A 15,641-nucleotide genomic window follows, 5' to 3' on the forward strand; every position below is an offset into this window, starting at 1 on the left:
CGAGCGGTGCGGCGATCCGACTTGCCCGCGAAGGCGGTCTACCAGACGCCAACGCCTCGGGTGGCTTATCATTAGCCCCCTAACGACGCTCACCCAAGGTTCCCCCCCGGCATGCTGGCTATCTTCCTCGAAACCCTGAACATCACCGCGCCGGTGTTTGCCATGCTGTTTCTGGGGGTGCTGCTCAAGCGCATCGACTGGATCAACGACAACTTCATCCACACAGCGTCGGCCCTGGTGTTCAACGTCACCATGCCGGCGTTGCTGTTTCTGGGCATCCTGCATGCCGACCTGAACGCAGCCTTGCAACCCGCGCTATTGATCTACTTCTCGGTCGCGACCCTGGTGTGTTTCGCCATTGCCTGGTGCTGGGCAATCTGGAAATGCCCGCGAGAAGACCGGGGGATTTATACCCAAGGCGCCTTTCGCGGTAATAACGGCGTCATCGGTCTCGCGCTGGCCGCAAGCATGTACGGCGATTACGGGATTTCCCTCGGGGCGATTCTCGCCGCGCTGGTGATCCTGTTGTACAACACGCTGTCGACCATTGTGCTGGCGGTGTACAGCCCGGTGATCAAGTCCGACCCGTGGAGCATTTTCAAAAGTGTGATGATCAACCCGTTGATCATCAGCGTGATTGCGGCGGCGCCGTTTGCGTATTTCAAGATCGGATTGCCGGGTTGGCTGGAAACGTCCGGCCAGTATCTGGCGCAAACCACGTTGCCGTTGGCGCTGATCTGTATCGGTGGCACGTTGTCGCTGGCGGCCTTACGCGAAAGCGGCAACATGGCGCTGAGCTCAAGCCTGGTGAAGATGATCGGCCTGCCGGTGCTGGCAACCCTGGGGGCATGGCTGTGGGGCTTTCGTGGGGCGGAGCTGGGGATTCTGTTTCTGTACTTCGGCAGCCCGACCGCCGCCGCCAGTTTTGTCATGGCCCGTCAGGCCAATGGCAATCATGAGCTGGCGGCAGCGATCATCGTGATCACCACCTTGATGGCGGCGGTTACCACTAACATGGGGATCTTTTTGTTGCAGTGGGGCGGGTGGATCTAACTTCGCAATTTGTGGTGTTGTTTAGGTCCGTTCGCGGGCAAGCCTCGCTCCTTGTAGGAGCGAGGCTTGCCCGCGAAGGCGATGGCCCTGCTTACTAAGGCTTCTGGTAGGTATCAATCACTTCCTGCGCCGCGCGAAACGCATCGATCGCTGCCGGTACGCCGGCGTACACCGCGCAATGCAGCAGCGCTTCGCGAATCTCTTCCACAGTGCAGCCATTGTTCAGCGCACCCCGCACGTGACCTTTCAATTCTTGCGGGCACTTCAGCGCAGTCAGCGCGGCGAGGGTGATCAGGCTGCGGGTTTTCAGCGGCAAGCCTTCGCGATTCCACACGCCGCCCCAAGCGTGTTCATTGACGAAGTCCTGCAATGGCTGGGTGAACTCGGTGGCATTGCCCAGTGCGCGGTCGACGAAGGCGTCGCCCATCACTTGGCGGCGCACTTCAACGCCGGGCTTTTTATTGTCGTTCATGGCAATTCCCTCTTGTGGTGTTGGCGACGCCAGGCGCGTAGCGACGTGAACAGCAAAAACGCCACCAGCGCCGGCAGGACGAAAAACAGCATCAGGTGTTCGAGCTTGCCGGCCAGTGGCATGCCGGTGGTGAACGACACCACGTGCAGACCGTAAGCCAGGTACAACCCCAAAAACAGCAGGCCTTCGGCGCGGGTCACCCGGTACCCGGAATAGAACACCGGCAGGCACAGCGTCGCGACACCAAGCATCACCGGCAGGTCGAAATCCAGGGCATTGGGCGATACCGACAGCGGCGACGGTGCAATCAGCGCGGTCACGCCGAGCACGCCCAAGAGATTGAACAGGTTGCTGCCGATCACGTTGCCCACGGCGATTTCCCGTTGACCGCGCAATGCCGCGATCAACGAGGTGGCCAATTCCGGCAGCGAGGTGCTGACGGCGACGATGGTCAAGCCGATGATCCGCTCCGATAGCCCCAGGTCAGTGGCGACCGAAACCGCCGCGCCCAGCAACAAGTGCCCGGCGTAGATCAGCATCGCCAATCCGCCGATGATCATCAGCAGGCTGCTGACCCAGGGCACTTGGTGGCCTTCCTGAGCACTGGATTGCGGTCGGGCCGAATGCCGTGACTGACGCAGCAACAAGCCCAGATACAGCACCAGGGCGGCCAGCAGAATCATCCCGTCCATCCGGGACAGTTCTTCATTCCACGCCAGGACGAACACCAGCAGGCTGGCGCCGATCATCAGTGGAATATCCAGGCGCACCAATTGCCGTGAAACCCGTAGCGGAATGATCAGCGCCGAGAGCCCGAGGGTGACGAGGATGTTGAAAATGCTGCTGCCGATCACGCTGCCGACGGCGATGTCGGCGTTTTGCGCCAGGGTGGCTTGCAGGCTGACTGCCATTTGCGGCGCACTGCTGCCGAGGGCGACAATCGTCAGGCCGATGATCAGCGGTCGCACATGCAGGCGCGCGGCCAGGCGCACGGCGGCGCGCACCATCAGCTCGGCGCCGGCGATCAATAGAAACAAGCCGCTGAGCAATTCAATCACGCTGAGCAGCGGTACATCGGCAAGTCCGAAAATAGTCGGGGCTCCGGCGTTCAGTTGTCGAGGGCTTGTACACGAACCCGCGCGGTGCCACTGCCCAGCATGCCCAACTTCTCGGCCGCCTCATGAGACAGGTCGATCAGCCGTCCACGAGTGTGAGGCCCGCGATCGTTGATACGGACGACACAGGACTTGTCGTTGTTCAGATTGGTGACCTTCACCCGCGTACCGAATGGCAACTGGCGATGGGCGGCGGTCAGGGAATTCTTGTCGAAACGCTCGCCGCTGGCGGTGCGTTTACCTTGGTGTTTGGCGCCGTAATAGGACGCCACACCCGTCTGGTCATAGCCGTGTGGATTGATGATATCGGTGCTGGCGCAACCGGCCAGCAGAGAGAGCAGGGCGCAGGCGCCAAGTAGACGCTTCATTTGAAGGTTTCCCGAAGCAATTGTAGGAGCGAGCCTGCTCGCGATGGGGTGTCAGCTACATAGATGTCGACTGATACTCCATCGCGAGCAAGCTCGCTCCTACAGGGATTTGAGCCAGGCTTGAGATCTGGCTCCATTCTCATCAGCCTTCGAGCTTGCTTTTCAGCAGTTCGTTAACCTGTTGCGGGTTGGCCTTGCCTTTGGAGGCTTTCATGGCCTGGCCGACGAAGAAGCCGAACATCTTGCCGCGTTTGGCTTCGTCTGCCGCGCGGTATTGTTCAACCTGTTCCGCGTTGGCCGCGAGCATTTCATCCAGCACCGCCGAGATTGCGCCCGTGTCGGTGACTTGCTTCAGGCCGCGCTTGTCGATGATCTCGTCCGCGCTGCCTTCGCCGTTGGCCATGGCTTCAAACACCACTTTGGCGATTTTGCCGGAGATGGTGTTGTCGGTGATGCGCAGCAGCATGCCGCCCAGTTGCTCGGCCGAGACCGGCGACTGGTCGATGTCCAGGCCCTGTTTGTTCAACAGGCTGCCCAGCTCAACCATTACCCAGTTGGCCGCCAGTTTGGCGTCGCCGCCGATGCTCACGACTTTCTCGAAGTAATCGGCTTGCTCGCGGCTGGTGGCCAGGACGCTGGCGTCGTAGACCGACAGACCGAACTGCGCCTGGAAGCGCTCGCGTTTCTGCGGTGGCAATTCCGGCAGGGTGGCGCGCACGTCGTTGAGGAACGAGTCTTCAATGACCACTGGCAGCAGGTCCGGATCCGGGAAGTAACGGTAGTCGTTGGCTTCCTCTTTGCTGCGCATCGGACGGGTTTCGTCCTTGTTCGGATCGTACAGGCGGGTCTGCTGGATCACCTTGCCGCCGTCTTCGATCAGTTCGATCTGACGCTGCACTTCGGTGTTGATCGCCTTCTCGATGAAACGGAACGAGTTGACGTTCTTGATCTCGCAGCGCGTGCCGAATTCGGCCTGGCCCTTTGGACGGATCGACACGTTGCAGTCGCAACGCAGCGAACCTTCGGCCATGTTGCCGTCGCAGATGCCGAGGTAGCGCACCAGCGCGTGGACCGCCTTGACGTAAGCCACGGCTTCCTTGGCGCTGCGCATGTCCGGCTCGGAAACGATTTCCAGCAGCGGCGTGCCAGCACGGTTCAGGTCGATGCCGGTGGCACCGGTGAATTCTTCGTGCAGGCTTTTACCGGCGTCTTCTTCCAGGTGCGCGCGGGTGATGCCGACGCGTTTGACCGTGCCGTCTTCCAGGGCGATGTCCAGGTGGCCCTTGCCGACGATCGGCAATTCCATCTGGCTGATCTGGTAGCCCTTTGGCAGGTCGGGGTAGAAATAGTTTTTACGGGCGAACACGTTGTGCTGGCCGATCTCGGCATCGATGGCGAGACCGAACATCACCGCCATGCGCACCGCTTCCTGGTTCAGCACCGGCAGCACGCCGGGCATGCCCAGGTCTACCAGGCTGGCCTGGGTGTTCGGCTCGGAACCGAACGTGGTGGAACTACCGGAAAAGATTTTCGACCGGGTGGTGAGCTGGGTATGAATCTCCAGCCCGATCACGACTTCCCATTGCATGTGTTTCTCCTCAGAAGCCGGTTGGGGTGCGGGTGTGCCAGTCAGTGTTTTGCTGATACTGATGGGCAACGTTCAACAGGCGACCTTCCTGGAAATACGGGGCAAGCAGTTGCACGCCGACCGGCAGACCGTCGACGAAACCGGCGGGCATGGACAAACCTGGCAGGCCCGCGAGGTTGGCGGTGATGGTGTACACGTCTTCCAGGTATGCAGCGACCGGGTCGCTGTTCTTGGCACCGAGCTTCCAGGCCGGGTTCGGCGTGGTTGGGCCGAGGATGATATCGACCTCGTTAAACGCAGCCATGAAGTCGTTCTTGATCAGACGGCGGATCTTCTGCGCCTTCAGGTAGTAGGCGTCGTAGTAACCGGCCGACAGCGCGTAGGCACCGACCATGATCCGGCGTTGTACTTCCGGGCCGAAACCTTCGCCACGGGAACGTTTATACAGGTCGATCAGGTTTTTCGGGTCTTTGCAGCGGTAGCCGAAACGCACGCCGTCGAAACGCGACAGGTTGGACGAGGCTTCCGCCGGGGCGATCACGTAGTACGCAGGAATGGCGTGCTGCATGTTCGGCAGGCTGATTTCCTTGGCCACGGCGCCGAGCTTTTCCAGCTCCTTGACGCTGTTGTGGATCAGCTCGGCGATGCGCGGGTCAAGACCGGCGCTGAAATATTCCTTCGGCACGCCGATGCGCAGGCCTTGCAGCGAACCGTTGAGGCTGGCGCTGTAATCAGGCACCGGCTCGTCGATGCTGGTGGAGTCCTGTGGGTCGAAACCGGCCATGCCTTGCAGCAGGATGGCGCAGTCTTCGGCGGTGCGCGCCAATGGGCCGCCCTGATCGAGGCTGGAGGCGTAAGCGATCATGCCCCAGCGCGAAACGCGACCGTACGTCGGTTTCAGGCCCGTGAGGTTGGTCAGTGCGGCGGGCTGACGGATCGAGCCACCAGTGTCGGTGCCGGTCGCTGCCGGCAACAGACGAGCGGCAACGGCCGCCGCGGAGCCACCGGACGAACCGCCGGGAACGTGTTCGAGGTTCCACGGGTTTTTCACGGCGCCGTAGTAGCTCGACTCGTTGGCCGAACCCATGGCGAATTCGTCCATGTTGGTCTTGCCGAGCGTTACCGCGCCAGCAGCGGCCAGCTTGGCAACCACGGTGGCGTCATACGGGGCTTTAAAGTTGTCGAGCATCTTCGAGCCACAGCTGGTGCGGATGCCCTGGGTGCAGAACAGGTCTTTGTGGGCGATCGGCGCACCGAGCAGGGCGCCGCTCTCACCCTTGGCCCGGCGTGCGTCAGCGGCTTTCGCCTGCTGGAGCGCCAGGTCTTCGGTAACGCTGATGAAGCTGTTGAGCTGCGGATCGAGCTGGGCGATACGCGCCAGCAGGACCTTGGTCAGCTCTTCGGAAGAAAACTTTTTATCGGCGAGTCCGCGAGCGATCTCGGCCAGAGTCAATTGATGCATTGCAGGCTCTTTCCCTTTAGTCGATGACTTTCGGAACCAGGTACAGGCCGTTTTCGACCGCTGGCGCGATGGACTGATAGGCCTCGCGATGATTGGTCTCGGTCACGACGTCTGCACGCAGGCGCTGGCTGGCTTCCAGTGGATGGGCGAGCGGCTCGATACCGTCGGTATTGACCGCCTGCATTTCGTCGACCAGCCCGAGAATGCTGTTCAGGGCCGAAGTGATGTGTGGAAGATCGGCATCATTGAGGCCAAGGCAGGCCAGATGCGCGATTTTTTCCACGTCGGAGCGTTCAAGCGCCATGGGAATCTCCAGTGGAAAACAGAACGGACGGCGTCCGTGTGTTAGATTGTCGGAACACTACCGCATTTCTACGGTCATAAGGCCGCGATTGTGGGGGTTGGTGCACAGAAAAGCGGCCAATTTAACATATTGGCGCCTTGCCCAAAATCCCTGTCGTTGTTAGAGTTTGCCGCACTTTTTTACCCACGCGTTGCCTAGGGTCCCTTTCCCATGTTCAAGAAACTGCGTGGCATGTTTTCCAGCGATCTTTCCATTGACCTGGGCACTGCCAACACCCTTATTTACGTGCGCGAGCGCGGTATCGTCCTGAATGAGCCCTCCGTTGTGGCTATTCGGACACACGGTAACCAGAAAAGTGTCGTTGCTGTCGGCACGGAAGCCAAGCGCATGCTCGGCCGAACGCCGGGCAACATCGCTGCCATTCGTCCGATGAAGGACGGCGTGATCGCCGACTTCAGCGTCTGCGAAAAGATGCTGCAATATTTTATCAACAAGGTTCACGAAAACAGCTTCCTGCAGCCTAGCCCTCGCGTGCTGATCTGCGTTCCGTGCAAATCCACCCAGGTTGAGCGTCGTGCCATCCGTGAGTCGGCCCTCGGTGCCGGTGCCCGTGAAGTATTCCTGATCGAAGAGCCAATGGCCGCTGCGATCGGTGCCGGCCTGCCGGTTGAAGAAGCGCGCGGTTCGATGGTTGTCGATATCGGTGGCGGTACCACTGAAATCGCACTGATCTCCCTGAATGGTGTGGTCTACGCCGAATCCGTACGGGTTGGCGGCGACCGTTTCGACGAAGCGATCATCACTTACGTGCGTCGCAACTACGGCAGCCTGATCGGCGAATCCACCGCCGAGCGCATCAAGCAGGAAATCGGTACGGCTTACCCGGGCGGCGAAGTTCGTGAAGTCGACGTGCGCGGCCGTAACCTGGCCGAAGGCGTTCCACGCGCATTCACCCTGAACTCCAATGAAGTGCTGGAAGCTCTGCAAGAGTCCCTGGCCACCATCGTTCAGGCTGTGAAAAGCGCCCTGGAGCAATCGCCTCCGGAACTGGCTTCCGATATCGCCGAGCGTGGTTTGGTGCTGACCGGTGGTGGCGCCTTGCTGCGCGACCTCGACAAGCTGCTGGCCCAGGAAACCGGACTGCCGGTCATCGTTGCCGAAGACCCGCTGACCTGCGTCGCTCGCGGCGGTGGTCGTGCCTTGGAAATGATGGATAAGCACACCATGGACCTGCTATCGAGCGAGTGATCTCGCCCGATGCACCTATGCTGTTGAGCGCGCAGGCAGCACTTTGCAGTGCTGCCTGTTGGCGTTTATCTTCTGTCAGTCTGCATCCAGGCCGGTTTGATGCCGTATGAATAAAGAACACATTTGCCTGGGAGGAGCGGCTTATTAAACCGCTTTTCACCAAAGGCCCCTCATTGGGCGTGCGCGTATTGGTGCTGGTCGTGCTATCGGTCGCGCTAATGGTGGTCGATGCCCGCTTCACACTGCTCAAGCCAGTGCGTAGCCAGATGTCGCTGGTGCTGATGCAGTCTTACTGGATCACCGACCTACCGCAGCGGCTATGGCAAGGTGTGGCCAGCCAATTTGGCAGCCGTACCGAGCTCGTTGCCGAAAACGAAAAACTCAAAACCGAAAACCTGCTGTTGCAGGGGCGCATGCAAAAGCTGGCGGCCCTCACCGAGCAGAACGTTCGGCTGCGCGAATTGCTCAATTCCTCCGCACTGGTCAACGAGAAGGTCGAAGTGGCCGAATTGATCGGCATGGACCCCAACCCCTTTACCCACCGCATCATCATCAATAAAGGTGAGCGCGACGGTGTGGTCCTCGGCCAGCCGGTGCTCGATGCCCGTGGCTTGATGGGGCAGGTGGTCGAGTTGATGCCCTACACCTCCCGCGTACTGCTGCTGACCGACACCACTCACAGCATTCCGGTGCAGGTGAACCGCAACGGTCTGCGGGCGATTGCCAGCGGCACCGGCAACCCGGAACGTCTCGAACTGCGCCACGTGGCCGACACTGCCGATATCAAGGAAGGCGATCTGCTGGTCAGCTCTGGCTTGGGTCAGCGTTTCCCGGCGGGTTACCCGGTGGCGACAGTCAAGGAAGTGATCCACGATTCCGGACAGCCGTTTGCCATTGTCCGCGCCGTGCCGACTGCAGCCCTTAACCGCAGCCGTTACCTGCTGCTGGTGTTCAGCGATGGTCGCACCGCCGAAGAACGTGCCAACGACGCCGCCCAGGCCCAGGAAGCGCTGGACCAGCACGGCGGTGGGCCGATCATCCCGGCGACCGTGCCGAAACCGGCCCTCGTCCCGGCTACCGTTGCGGCACCTGCTGCGCCGGCGGCCGCACCCGCTGCACCTGCCGTTACCACCCCGGCCAAGCCGGCGGCCACTCATGGCGCTGCGAAACCTGCCGCGACCAAGCCACCTGCGTCGGCCAAGCCGCCAGCAGCTCAACCCGCTGCCGCCAAGCCCGCTGCCAAACCGCCTGTCACCGCGCCGGCGACCACTGGGGGACGAGAATAATGCCGGGTGCTACTTCATCCCGAAACGGCTGGATAGTCTGGCTGACGTTTGCCGTCGGCCTGCTGCTCAGCGTTTCACCGCTGCCGCAATTCATGGAAATCCTCCGTCCGCTCTGGCTGGCCTTGTTGCTGGCGTTCTGGGCGTTGGCCTTGCCGCAGAAAGTCGGCATGGTCACCGCGTGGTGCCTGGGCCTGGCTGAAGACGTGCTCTACGGCACGCTACTGGGTCAGAACGCGTTGATCCTGACACTCATTACGTTCCTGGTGCTGTCGTTGCAACAGCGCCTGCGCATGTTCCCGATGTGGCAACAGTGCCTGGTGATCCTGGTGATTTTCGGCCTCGCGCAGCTGGTTCAACTTTGGCTCAGCGCTTTGACCGGCAATCGTCAGCCGACGCTGGCACTGGTGCTTCCGGCATTGGTCAGTGCGCTGCTCTGGCCATGGATCAGCTTTGGTTTGCGCGGATTGCGCCGACGCTACAAAATCAATTAATTCGGTCAGGCATTTGCCCGCACCGGTGCCCTGTCTCGCCAAAAAGGAACAGTATTTGTGAGACAGGGCACTAGACAAGGAGATGTCTTGATGAAACAGCTGTACCTCGCCTCAGGCTCGCCGCGTCGGCGTGAACTGCTCTCGCAGATCGGCGTGCCGTTCTGCGTCATCAGCGCGGACATCGATGAAACCCCTTTGACTCATGAATCCCCTGCGGCCTATGTCGAGCGCCTGGCACGCGGCAAGGCCGAGGTCGGACGCGGCACGGTCGTGTCCGATGCAGATTTTTGCGTAATGGGCGCCGACACTGCAGTGGTGCTGAATGGAAAAATTCTCGGCAAGCCGGTTGATGAAGCCGACGCATGCGCCATGCTGATGATGCTGTCCGGTCATGAACACGAAGTCCTGACGGCCATTGCAGTGCTCGACGGTGAGCGTTGCGAATCGCGGGTGGTGCGCAGTCTGGTGCGTTTTCGCCAGATCAGCACCCAGGAAGCAGCGGCCTACTGGGCCAGCGGTGAACCGCGAGACAAGGCCGGCGGCTATGGCATTCAAGGACTGGGCGCGGTGTTTGTCGCCGGGCTCGATGGCAGCTATTCGGCGGTGGTCGGATTGCCGCTGTGCGAAACCTTCGAGCTGCTCGGCCGTTTCGGCATACCCTGTTGGCAAACCCTTAACGCGCGCTGAGCGTCGAACTGACCAGATGCGGCCATTATCGTGAATATGCCTGAGCGAGACCCTGCCATGAGTGAAGAGATCCTGATCAACATCACGCCGATGGAATCGCGCGTGGCGGTGGTCGAAAACGGTGTCCTGCAAGAGGTCCATGTCGAGCGCACGCAAAAGCGCGGGATCGTTGGCAATATCTATAAAGGAAAGGTTGTGCGGGTATTGCCTGGCATGCAGGCGGCGTTCGTCGACATCGGCCTGGACCGAGCTGCGTTCATTCATGCCTCGGAAATTTCCATGCGCGAAGGCCCGGCAGTTGAGAGCATCAGCGCGCTGGTTCACGAAGGCCAAAGCCTGGTGGTGCAAGTCACCAAGGACCCGATCGGCTCCAAAGGCGCGCGCCTGACGACGCAGCTGTCGATTCCATCGCGTTATCTGGTGTACATGCCGCGCACCGCACATGTCGGCATTTCGCTGAAGATCGAAGACGAAGCCGAGCGTGAACGCCTCAAGCAAGTGGTCACTGACTGCGTGGACAAAGAGGGCATCAAGGAAGCCGGTGGTTTCATCCTGCGTACCGCCGCCGAGGGCGCGGGAGCCGATGAGATTCTGATGGACATCCGCTACCTGCGCCGTCTGTGGGATCAGATCAATGCCCAGATCCTGACCATCAGTGCGCCGAGTGTGATCTACGAGGACCTCGGCCTGGCACTGCGTACCTTGCGTGACCTGGTGAGCCCGAAAATCGAGAAGATCCGGATCGATTCCCGGGAAACCTTTCAGAAAACCACGCAGTTCGTCGCCGAACTGATGCCGGAAATCGCCGATCGTCTTGAGCACTACCCGGGAGAGCGCCCGATTTTCGATTTGTACGGCGTCGAGGACGAAATCCAGAAAGCCCTGGAACGCAAAGTCCCGCTGAAGTCCGGCGGGTATCTGGTGGTCGATCCGGCAGAAGCCATGAGCACCATTGATGTCAACACCGGTGCGTTCGTCGGTCATCGCAACCTCGAAGAAACCATCTTCAAGACCAACCTCGAAGCCGCGACCGCCATCGCTCGGCAATTGCGCCTGCGTAACCTGGGCGGGATCATCATCATCGACTTCATCGACATGGAAGATGAAGAGCATCAACGCCAGGTGCTGCGTACGCTCGAGAAGCAGCTGGAGCGCGATCACGCCAAGACCAACATCATCGGCATTACCGAGTTGGGCCTGGTGCAGATGACCCGCAAGCGCACCCGCGAAAGCCTTGAACAAGTGCTGTGCGAGCCCTGCAGCTGTTGCCAGGGTCGCGGCAAACTGAAGACGCCGGAAACCGTTTGCTACGAGATTTTCCGCGAAATCCTCCGCGAGGCTCGCGCCTATCAGGCGGAGGGCTATCGTGTATTGGCGAATCAGAAAGTTGTCGACCGTTTGCTCGATGAAGAGTCAGGCAACGTCGCTGAGCTTGAAGGCTTTATCGGACGCACCATTCGGTTCCAGGTGGAAACCATGTATTCCCAGGAACAATACGACGTGGTGCTGCTCTGAATCGCTTTGTTCTAATCCGACTGAAACGGCTGGCTTCAGCTTTTTGCAGCATTTTTGCCATGGGGGCCACCTGACATGGAGCGTCTGACACGCATTTTGGCCGCACTGACCCGCTGGGGTCTGGGCCTCTGCGCGTTGGCACTGGTGTTGATGGCAGTGTTCGTCAGCCTTGGCAGAGAGCTGACGCCGCTAGTGGCCGAGTACCGTGCTGAAGTCCAAACCAGGGCCGCCTCAGCCCTGGGTATGCCGTTGCAAATCGGCAGGCTGGAAGGTAGCTGGAGCGGCTTCGCGCCGATTTTGCTGGCTCACGACGTAACGGTCGGTGAGGGTGTCAATGCGCTGCGCCTGGATCAAGTGCGTGCGGTGCCCGATCTCTTGGCCAGCCTGCTGGCACGCGAACTGCGCATTGCTCACCTGGAGCTCAACGGCCTGAAGATCAGCCTAAAGGAAGGCGAGGGTGGTCAGTGGGCGCTGGAAGGATTGCCAGTGCAGCAGGATCAGCCGCTGGACCCGGAACAACTGCTCAATCAACTGCAAATGGTCCAGCAGCTGTCGGTGCTCGACAGCCAGGTCACCTTGCAGTCGTTGGGTCAGCCGCCACTGACTCTGACGTACGTTGGTCTCAACCTGAAAACCGGCGCCGGCCGTCAGCGTCTCGATGTTCGGTTGACGCTACCCGATGGCCAACCGGTGGCGGCGAGCCTGCGGACCCGCATTAGCGCCAGCGAGTGGAAGGTTGGCGAGGTCGATGCGTACCTGAGCGTGCCACAAAGCGACTGGGCGAAATGGTTGCCCGAGCGGCTCACCCAGAAATGGAATTTTTCCCGGATCAAGGCTGGCGGCGAGTTCTGGTTGAACTGGAACAAGGGTTTGCTGCAAAGCGCTGCGATCCGCTTGAATGCGCCACAGCTCAAGGGCGCCTACGCCGAACGCAAGCCGATTCAGATCGACAACCTGGCGCTCAACGGCTATTTCCAGCGCAGTGCCGAAGGGGTTCTGGTGACGCTGGATTCGTTGGCCATGAATTTCGGCGATACCCGTTGGGAGTCGCATCTGCAACTTAAACAAAGCGGGACTGCCGACCAGGCAGACGAGCTGTGGCACCTGCAAGCCGATCGCCTCGATCTCACTCCGCTCACGCCCCTTTTGAATGCCTTGGGGCCGCTCCCCGAGGGGGTTGCCACCGTAGTCGAGCACTTGAAAGTGACGGGTGGTCTGCGCAATGTCCTGATCGACATCCGGCCCAATGTCACCGATGACAGCAAATTCAGCTTTGCCGCCAATCTGGATCGGGTCGGTTTCGATGCCTATCACGGTGCACCGGCGGCCCGAAATGTCAGCGGAAGCCTCAGTGGTGACCTTGGCAAGGGCGAGCTGCGCATGGACAGCAAAGACTTTGTGCTCCATCTGGACCCGATCTTCGCCAAGCCATGGCAATACATTCAGGCCAATGCCCGGTTGACCTGGAAGCTCGATAATGAAGGCTTCACCCTGATTGCGCCGTACCTGAAGGTGCTGGGCGAGGAGGGCAAGATTGCTGGCGACTTCCTGATCCGTCTGCACTTCGATCATACCCAGGAAGACTACATGGACCTGCGGGTCGGTATGGTCGACGGCGATGGCCGTTACACCGCCAAGTACCTTCCAGCCGTTCTCAGCCCGGCATTGGACGAATGGTTACGGACAGCGATTCTCAAAGGTGCGGTGGACGAAGGCTTCTTCCAGTATCAGGGTTCGCTGAACCATGGCGCTGCCGATACGGCCCGCAGCATCAGCCTGTTCTTCAAGGTTCACGATGCCGAACTGGCGTTTCAACCGGGCTGGCCGCATGTCAGCAAGGTCACGGGTGACGTGTTTGTCGAAGACAGTGGTGTGCGGATTCTGGCCAGCAAGGGCCAGTTGCTCGGCACCCAGGTTCGCGACATTTACGTCAACATTCCCCATGTTCCGGACGGGCAGAGCAGCCATCTGTTCCTCGACGGAGAGTTCGCTGGCGGTTTGGGGGATGGCCTGAAAATTCTGCAGGAAGCGCCGATCGGTACTGCCGATACGTTTGCCCGGTGGGAAGGCGACGGCGATCTGCAAGGCAAGCTGAAACTCGATATTCCACTGGCCAAAGGCGAAGAGCCGAAAATTCTCGTCGACTTCCAGACGGCCAAGGCGCGTTTGAAACTGGCCGAGCCACCGCTGGAGCTGACACAACTCAAGGGCGATTTCCGTTTCGACAGCGCCAAGGGTCTGAGCGGGCAGAACATCAGCGCCCGCGCCTTTGACAAGCCCGTCACTGCACAGATTTTCGCTGATGGCCGCGCGGGCAACATCAAGACCCGTGTCGCGGCCTCCGGTCAGGTTGAGGTGAAGAGACTCACTGACTGGTTGAACGTCACTCAACCGTTGCCGGTTTCCGGTCTGATCCCGTATCAACTCCAGCTGAATCTGGATGGCGCCGATAGCCAGTTGATGGTCACCTCCGACCTCAAAGGGGTGGTGGTCGATTTGCCAGCGCCCTTTGGCATGTCGGCCAATGCAGGGCGCAACACTACGTTCCGCATGACCTTGCAAGGGCCGGAGCGGCGCTACTGGCTCAATTACGGCGAACTGGCGGACTTCACGTTTGCCGCCCCGACGGACAACTTCGCCGACGGTCGCGGCGAGCTGTTCCTGGGGGGCACAAGTGCCGTGCTGCCCGGGAGCAAAGGCTTGCGGGTGCGCGGCGTGCTGTCGGAGCTGGATGTCGGGCCGTGGATCGATCTGGCGGACAAATACGCCGGTCAGGATCCTGGCGGCAGCGCCAAGCAGTTGCTCAGTGGTGCGGATTTCAAGGTCGGCAAGCTCACCGCGTTGGGCACTACGCTTGATCAGGCATCGGTTCAGTTGACCCGTAATCCGACCGCGTGGACGTTACAGCTCGACAGCCGGCAAGCCAAAGGCAGTGCAGGACTCCCCGATGCGAAGGGCGTGCCGATTGCGATCAATCTGCAATACGTGCGCTTGCCGGCACCGGATCCAAAGGTCCTGGCCGATGAAAACTCGCCGGACCCACTGGCGTCCGTGGATCCGAGGAAGATCCCGGCGATGGACATCATCATCAATCAACTGTTTCAGGGGCAGGATCTCGTCGGCGCCTGGTCGCTCAAGGTTCGTCCGACCGCCAAGGGTATTGCCCTCAATACGCTGGACATGGGCCTCAAGGGTATTCTCTTGCAGGGCAATGGCGGCTGGGAAGGTGTGCCTGGCAGTTCCAGCAGTTGGTACAAGGGTCGGATCAGCGGCAAGAACCTTGCGGATGTGCTGAAGGGCTGGGGATTTGCGCCGAGCGTTACCAGCGAAAGTTTTCGTATGGATGTCGACGGTCGCTGGCCCGGTTCGCCGGCCTGGTTGGCCAGCAAGCGTTTCTCCGGGACGCTTGATGCTTCTATGAGTAAAGGCCAGTTTGTCGAAGTCGAAGGCAGCGCTCAGGCGCTACGGGTATTTGGCCTGCTTAACTTCAACTCCATCGGTCGTCGCCTGCGCCTGGATTTCTCCGACCTGTTTGGCAAAGGCCTGAGTTATGACCGCGTTAAAGGGCTGCTGGTCGCAACCAACGGGGCTTATGTGACCCGTGAGCCCATTCAGATGACAGGCCCTTCGAGCAATGTCGAACTCAACGGCACCCTGAACCTGGTAGGCGATCAGATCGATGCCAAGTTGGTGGTGACCTTGCCGGTCACCAATAACCTGCCGATTGCCGCGCTGATCGTTGGTGCGCCGGCTGTCGGCGGGGCGCTGTTCCTGATGGACAAACTGATTGGTGACCGCGTGGCGCGTTTCGCCAGCGTGAAGTACACCGTCAAAGGTCCGTGGAAAGAGCCTAAAATCACCTACGACAAACCTTTTTGAAGAGCCACGTCTTTGGCCAATGGAGTAGCATGGCCAAAGACATTTATGTGGCGACGCAGTCCCTCGTAGCAGCTGGCGAAGCCTGCGTCCGGCTGCGAAGCAGTCGTAAAATCAGACACCTCGACCTGTCAGGTAAACCGTGCATTCCAGATTTTCGACTGCTGTGCAGCCGG

General features: G+C 60.2%; 13 protein-coding genes. 7 read left to right on the forward strand and 6 right to left on the reverse strand.

Features of this window, described 5'->3' with window-relative positions; translation table 11 throughout:
- Positions 1 to 111: 111 nt before the first annotated feature.
- Positions 112 to 1,053 (forward strand): AEC family transporter, encoded by a 942-nt coding sequence (locus tag ACM6IR_RS19915; RefSeq protein WP_414909284.1) that lies wholly within the window; start codon positions 112 to 114, stop codon positions 1,051 to 1,053.
- Between the two features lie 94 nt (positions 1,054 to 1,147).
- On the opposite strand, the gene ACM6IR_RS19920 is transcribed toward ACM6IR_RS19915, so the two are convergent.
- From ACM6IR_RS19920 to gatC, 6 genes are all read right to left on the reverse strand, one after another.
- Entirely contained in the window at positions 1,148 to 1,525 is a 378-nt protein-coding gene (locus ACM6IR_RS19920; RefSeq protein WP_414909285.1) for a carboxymuconolactone decarboxylase family protein, read from the reverse strand.
- On the reverse strand, positions 1,522 to 2,583 hold the full coding sequence (locus ACM6IR_RS19925) for a calcium/sodium antiporter (RefSeq protein WP_414909286.1): 1,062 nt from the start codon (positions 2,581 to 2,583) through the stop codon (positions 1,522 to 1,524). Before ACM6IR_RS19925 ends, ACM6IR_RS19920 begins: the two co-directional genes overlap by 4 nt.
- A 50-nt stretch (positions 2,584 to 2,633) precedes the next feature.
- Complete coding sequence (locus ACM6IR_RS19930) at positions 2,634 to 3,008, reverse strand: septal ring lytic transglycosylase RlpA family protein (protein ID WP_414909287.1); 375 nt, start codon at positions 3,006 to 3,008, stop codon at positions 2,634 to 2,636.
- 142 nt (positions 3,009 to 3,150) lie between these two features.
- Positions 3,151 to 4,596 carry an Asp-tRNA(Asn)/Glu-tRNA(Gln) amidotransferase subunit GatB gene (gene gatB / locus ACM6IR_RS19935; protein WP_201114888.1) on the reverse strand — a complete coding sequence of 482 codons (1,446 nt, stop codon included), beginning with the start codon at positions 4,594 to 4,596 and terminating at the stop codon, positions 3,151 to 3,153.
- Between the two features lie 10 nt (positions 4,597 to 4,606).
- Positions 4,607 to 6,058, reverse strand: a complete 1,452-nt coding sequence (gene gatA, locus ACM6IR_RS19940; RefSeq protein ID WP_414909288.1) for an Asp-tRNA(Asn)/Glu-tRNA(Gln) amidotransferase subunit GatA — start codon at positions 6,056 to 6,058, stop codon at positions 4,607 to 4,609.
- A 16-nt stretch (positions 6,059 to 6,074) separates the two neighbouring features.
- Positions 6,075 to 6,362, reverse strand: coding sequence for an Asp-tRNA(Asn)/Glu-tRNA(Gln) amidotransferase subunit GatC (gene gatC / locus ACM6IR_RS19945; protein WP_007901429.1), 288 nt, complete (start codon positions 6,360 to 6,362; stop codon positions 6,075 to 6,077).
- 210 nt (positions 6,363 to 6,572) lie between these two features.
- Between gatC and mreB the strand changes: the two genes are divergently transcribed.
- The 6 genes from mreB (at position 6,573) to ACM6IR_RS19975 (ending at position 15,468) form a co-directional block, all read left to right on the forward strand.
- Positions 6,573 to 7,610: a rod shape-determining protein MreB gene (gene mreB / locus ACM6IR_RS19950; protein WP_002555108.1), complete on the forward strand. Its 1,038-nt coding sequence runs from the start codon at positions 6,573 to 6,575 to the stop codon at positions 7,608 to 7,610.
- 143 nt (positions 7,611 to 7,753) lie between these two features.
- Positions 7,754 to 8,896, forward strand: coding sequence for a rod shape-determining protein MreC (mreC, locus tag ACM6IR_RS19955; RefSeq protein ID WP_414909293.1), 1,143 nt, complete (start codon positions 7,754 to 7,756; stop codon positions 8,894 to 8,896).
- On the forward strand, positions 8,896 to 9,387 hold the full coding sequence (gene mreD / locus ACM6IR_RS19960; RefSeq protein WP_414909289.1) for a rod shape-determining protein MreD: 492 nt from the start codon (positions 8,896 to 8,898) through the stop codon (positions 9,385 to 9,387). Before mreC ends, mreD begins: the two co-directional genes overlap by 1 nt.
- A 90-nt stretch (positions 9,388 to 9,477) precedes the next feature.
- Complete coding sequence (locus ACM6IR_RS19965) at positions 9,478 to 10,074, forward strand: Maf family protein (protein WP_414909290.1); 597 nt, start codon at positions 9,478 to 9,480, stop codon at positions 10,072 to 10,074.
- A 57-nt stretch (positions 10,075 to 10,131) separates the two neighbouring features.
- Positions 10,132 to 11,589 carry a ribonuclease G gene (gene rng, locus ACM6IR_RS19970; RefSeq protein ID WP_414909291.1) on the forward strand — a complete coding sequence of 486 codons (1,458 nt, stop codon included), beginning with the start codon at positions 10,132 to 10,134 and terminating at the stop codon, positions 11,587 to 11,589.
- A 75-nt stretch (positions 11,590 to 11,664) separates the two neighbouring features.
- The gene (locus ACM6IR_RS19975) at positions 11,665 to 15,468 is read left to right on the forward strand and encodes a YhdP family protein (protein WP_414909292.1); all 3,804 of its coding nucleotides are present in this window, start codon (positions 11,665 to 11,667) and stop codon (positions 15,466 to 15,468) included.
- The last annotated feature ends 173 nt before the right edge of the window (positions 15,469 to 15,641 follow it).

This window comes from Pseudomonas sp. IT-P253, assembly GCF_949768125.1.
Taxonomy (GTDB): domain Bacteria; phylum Pseudomonadota; class Gammaproteobacteria; order Pseudomonadales; family Pseudomonadaceae; genus Aquipseudomonas.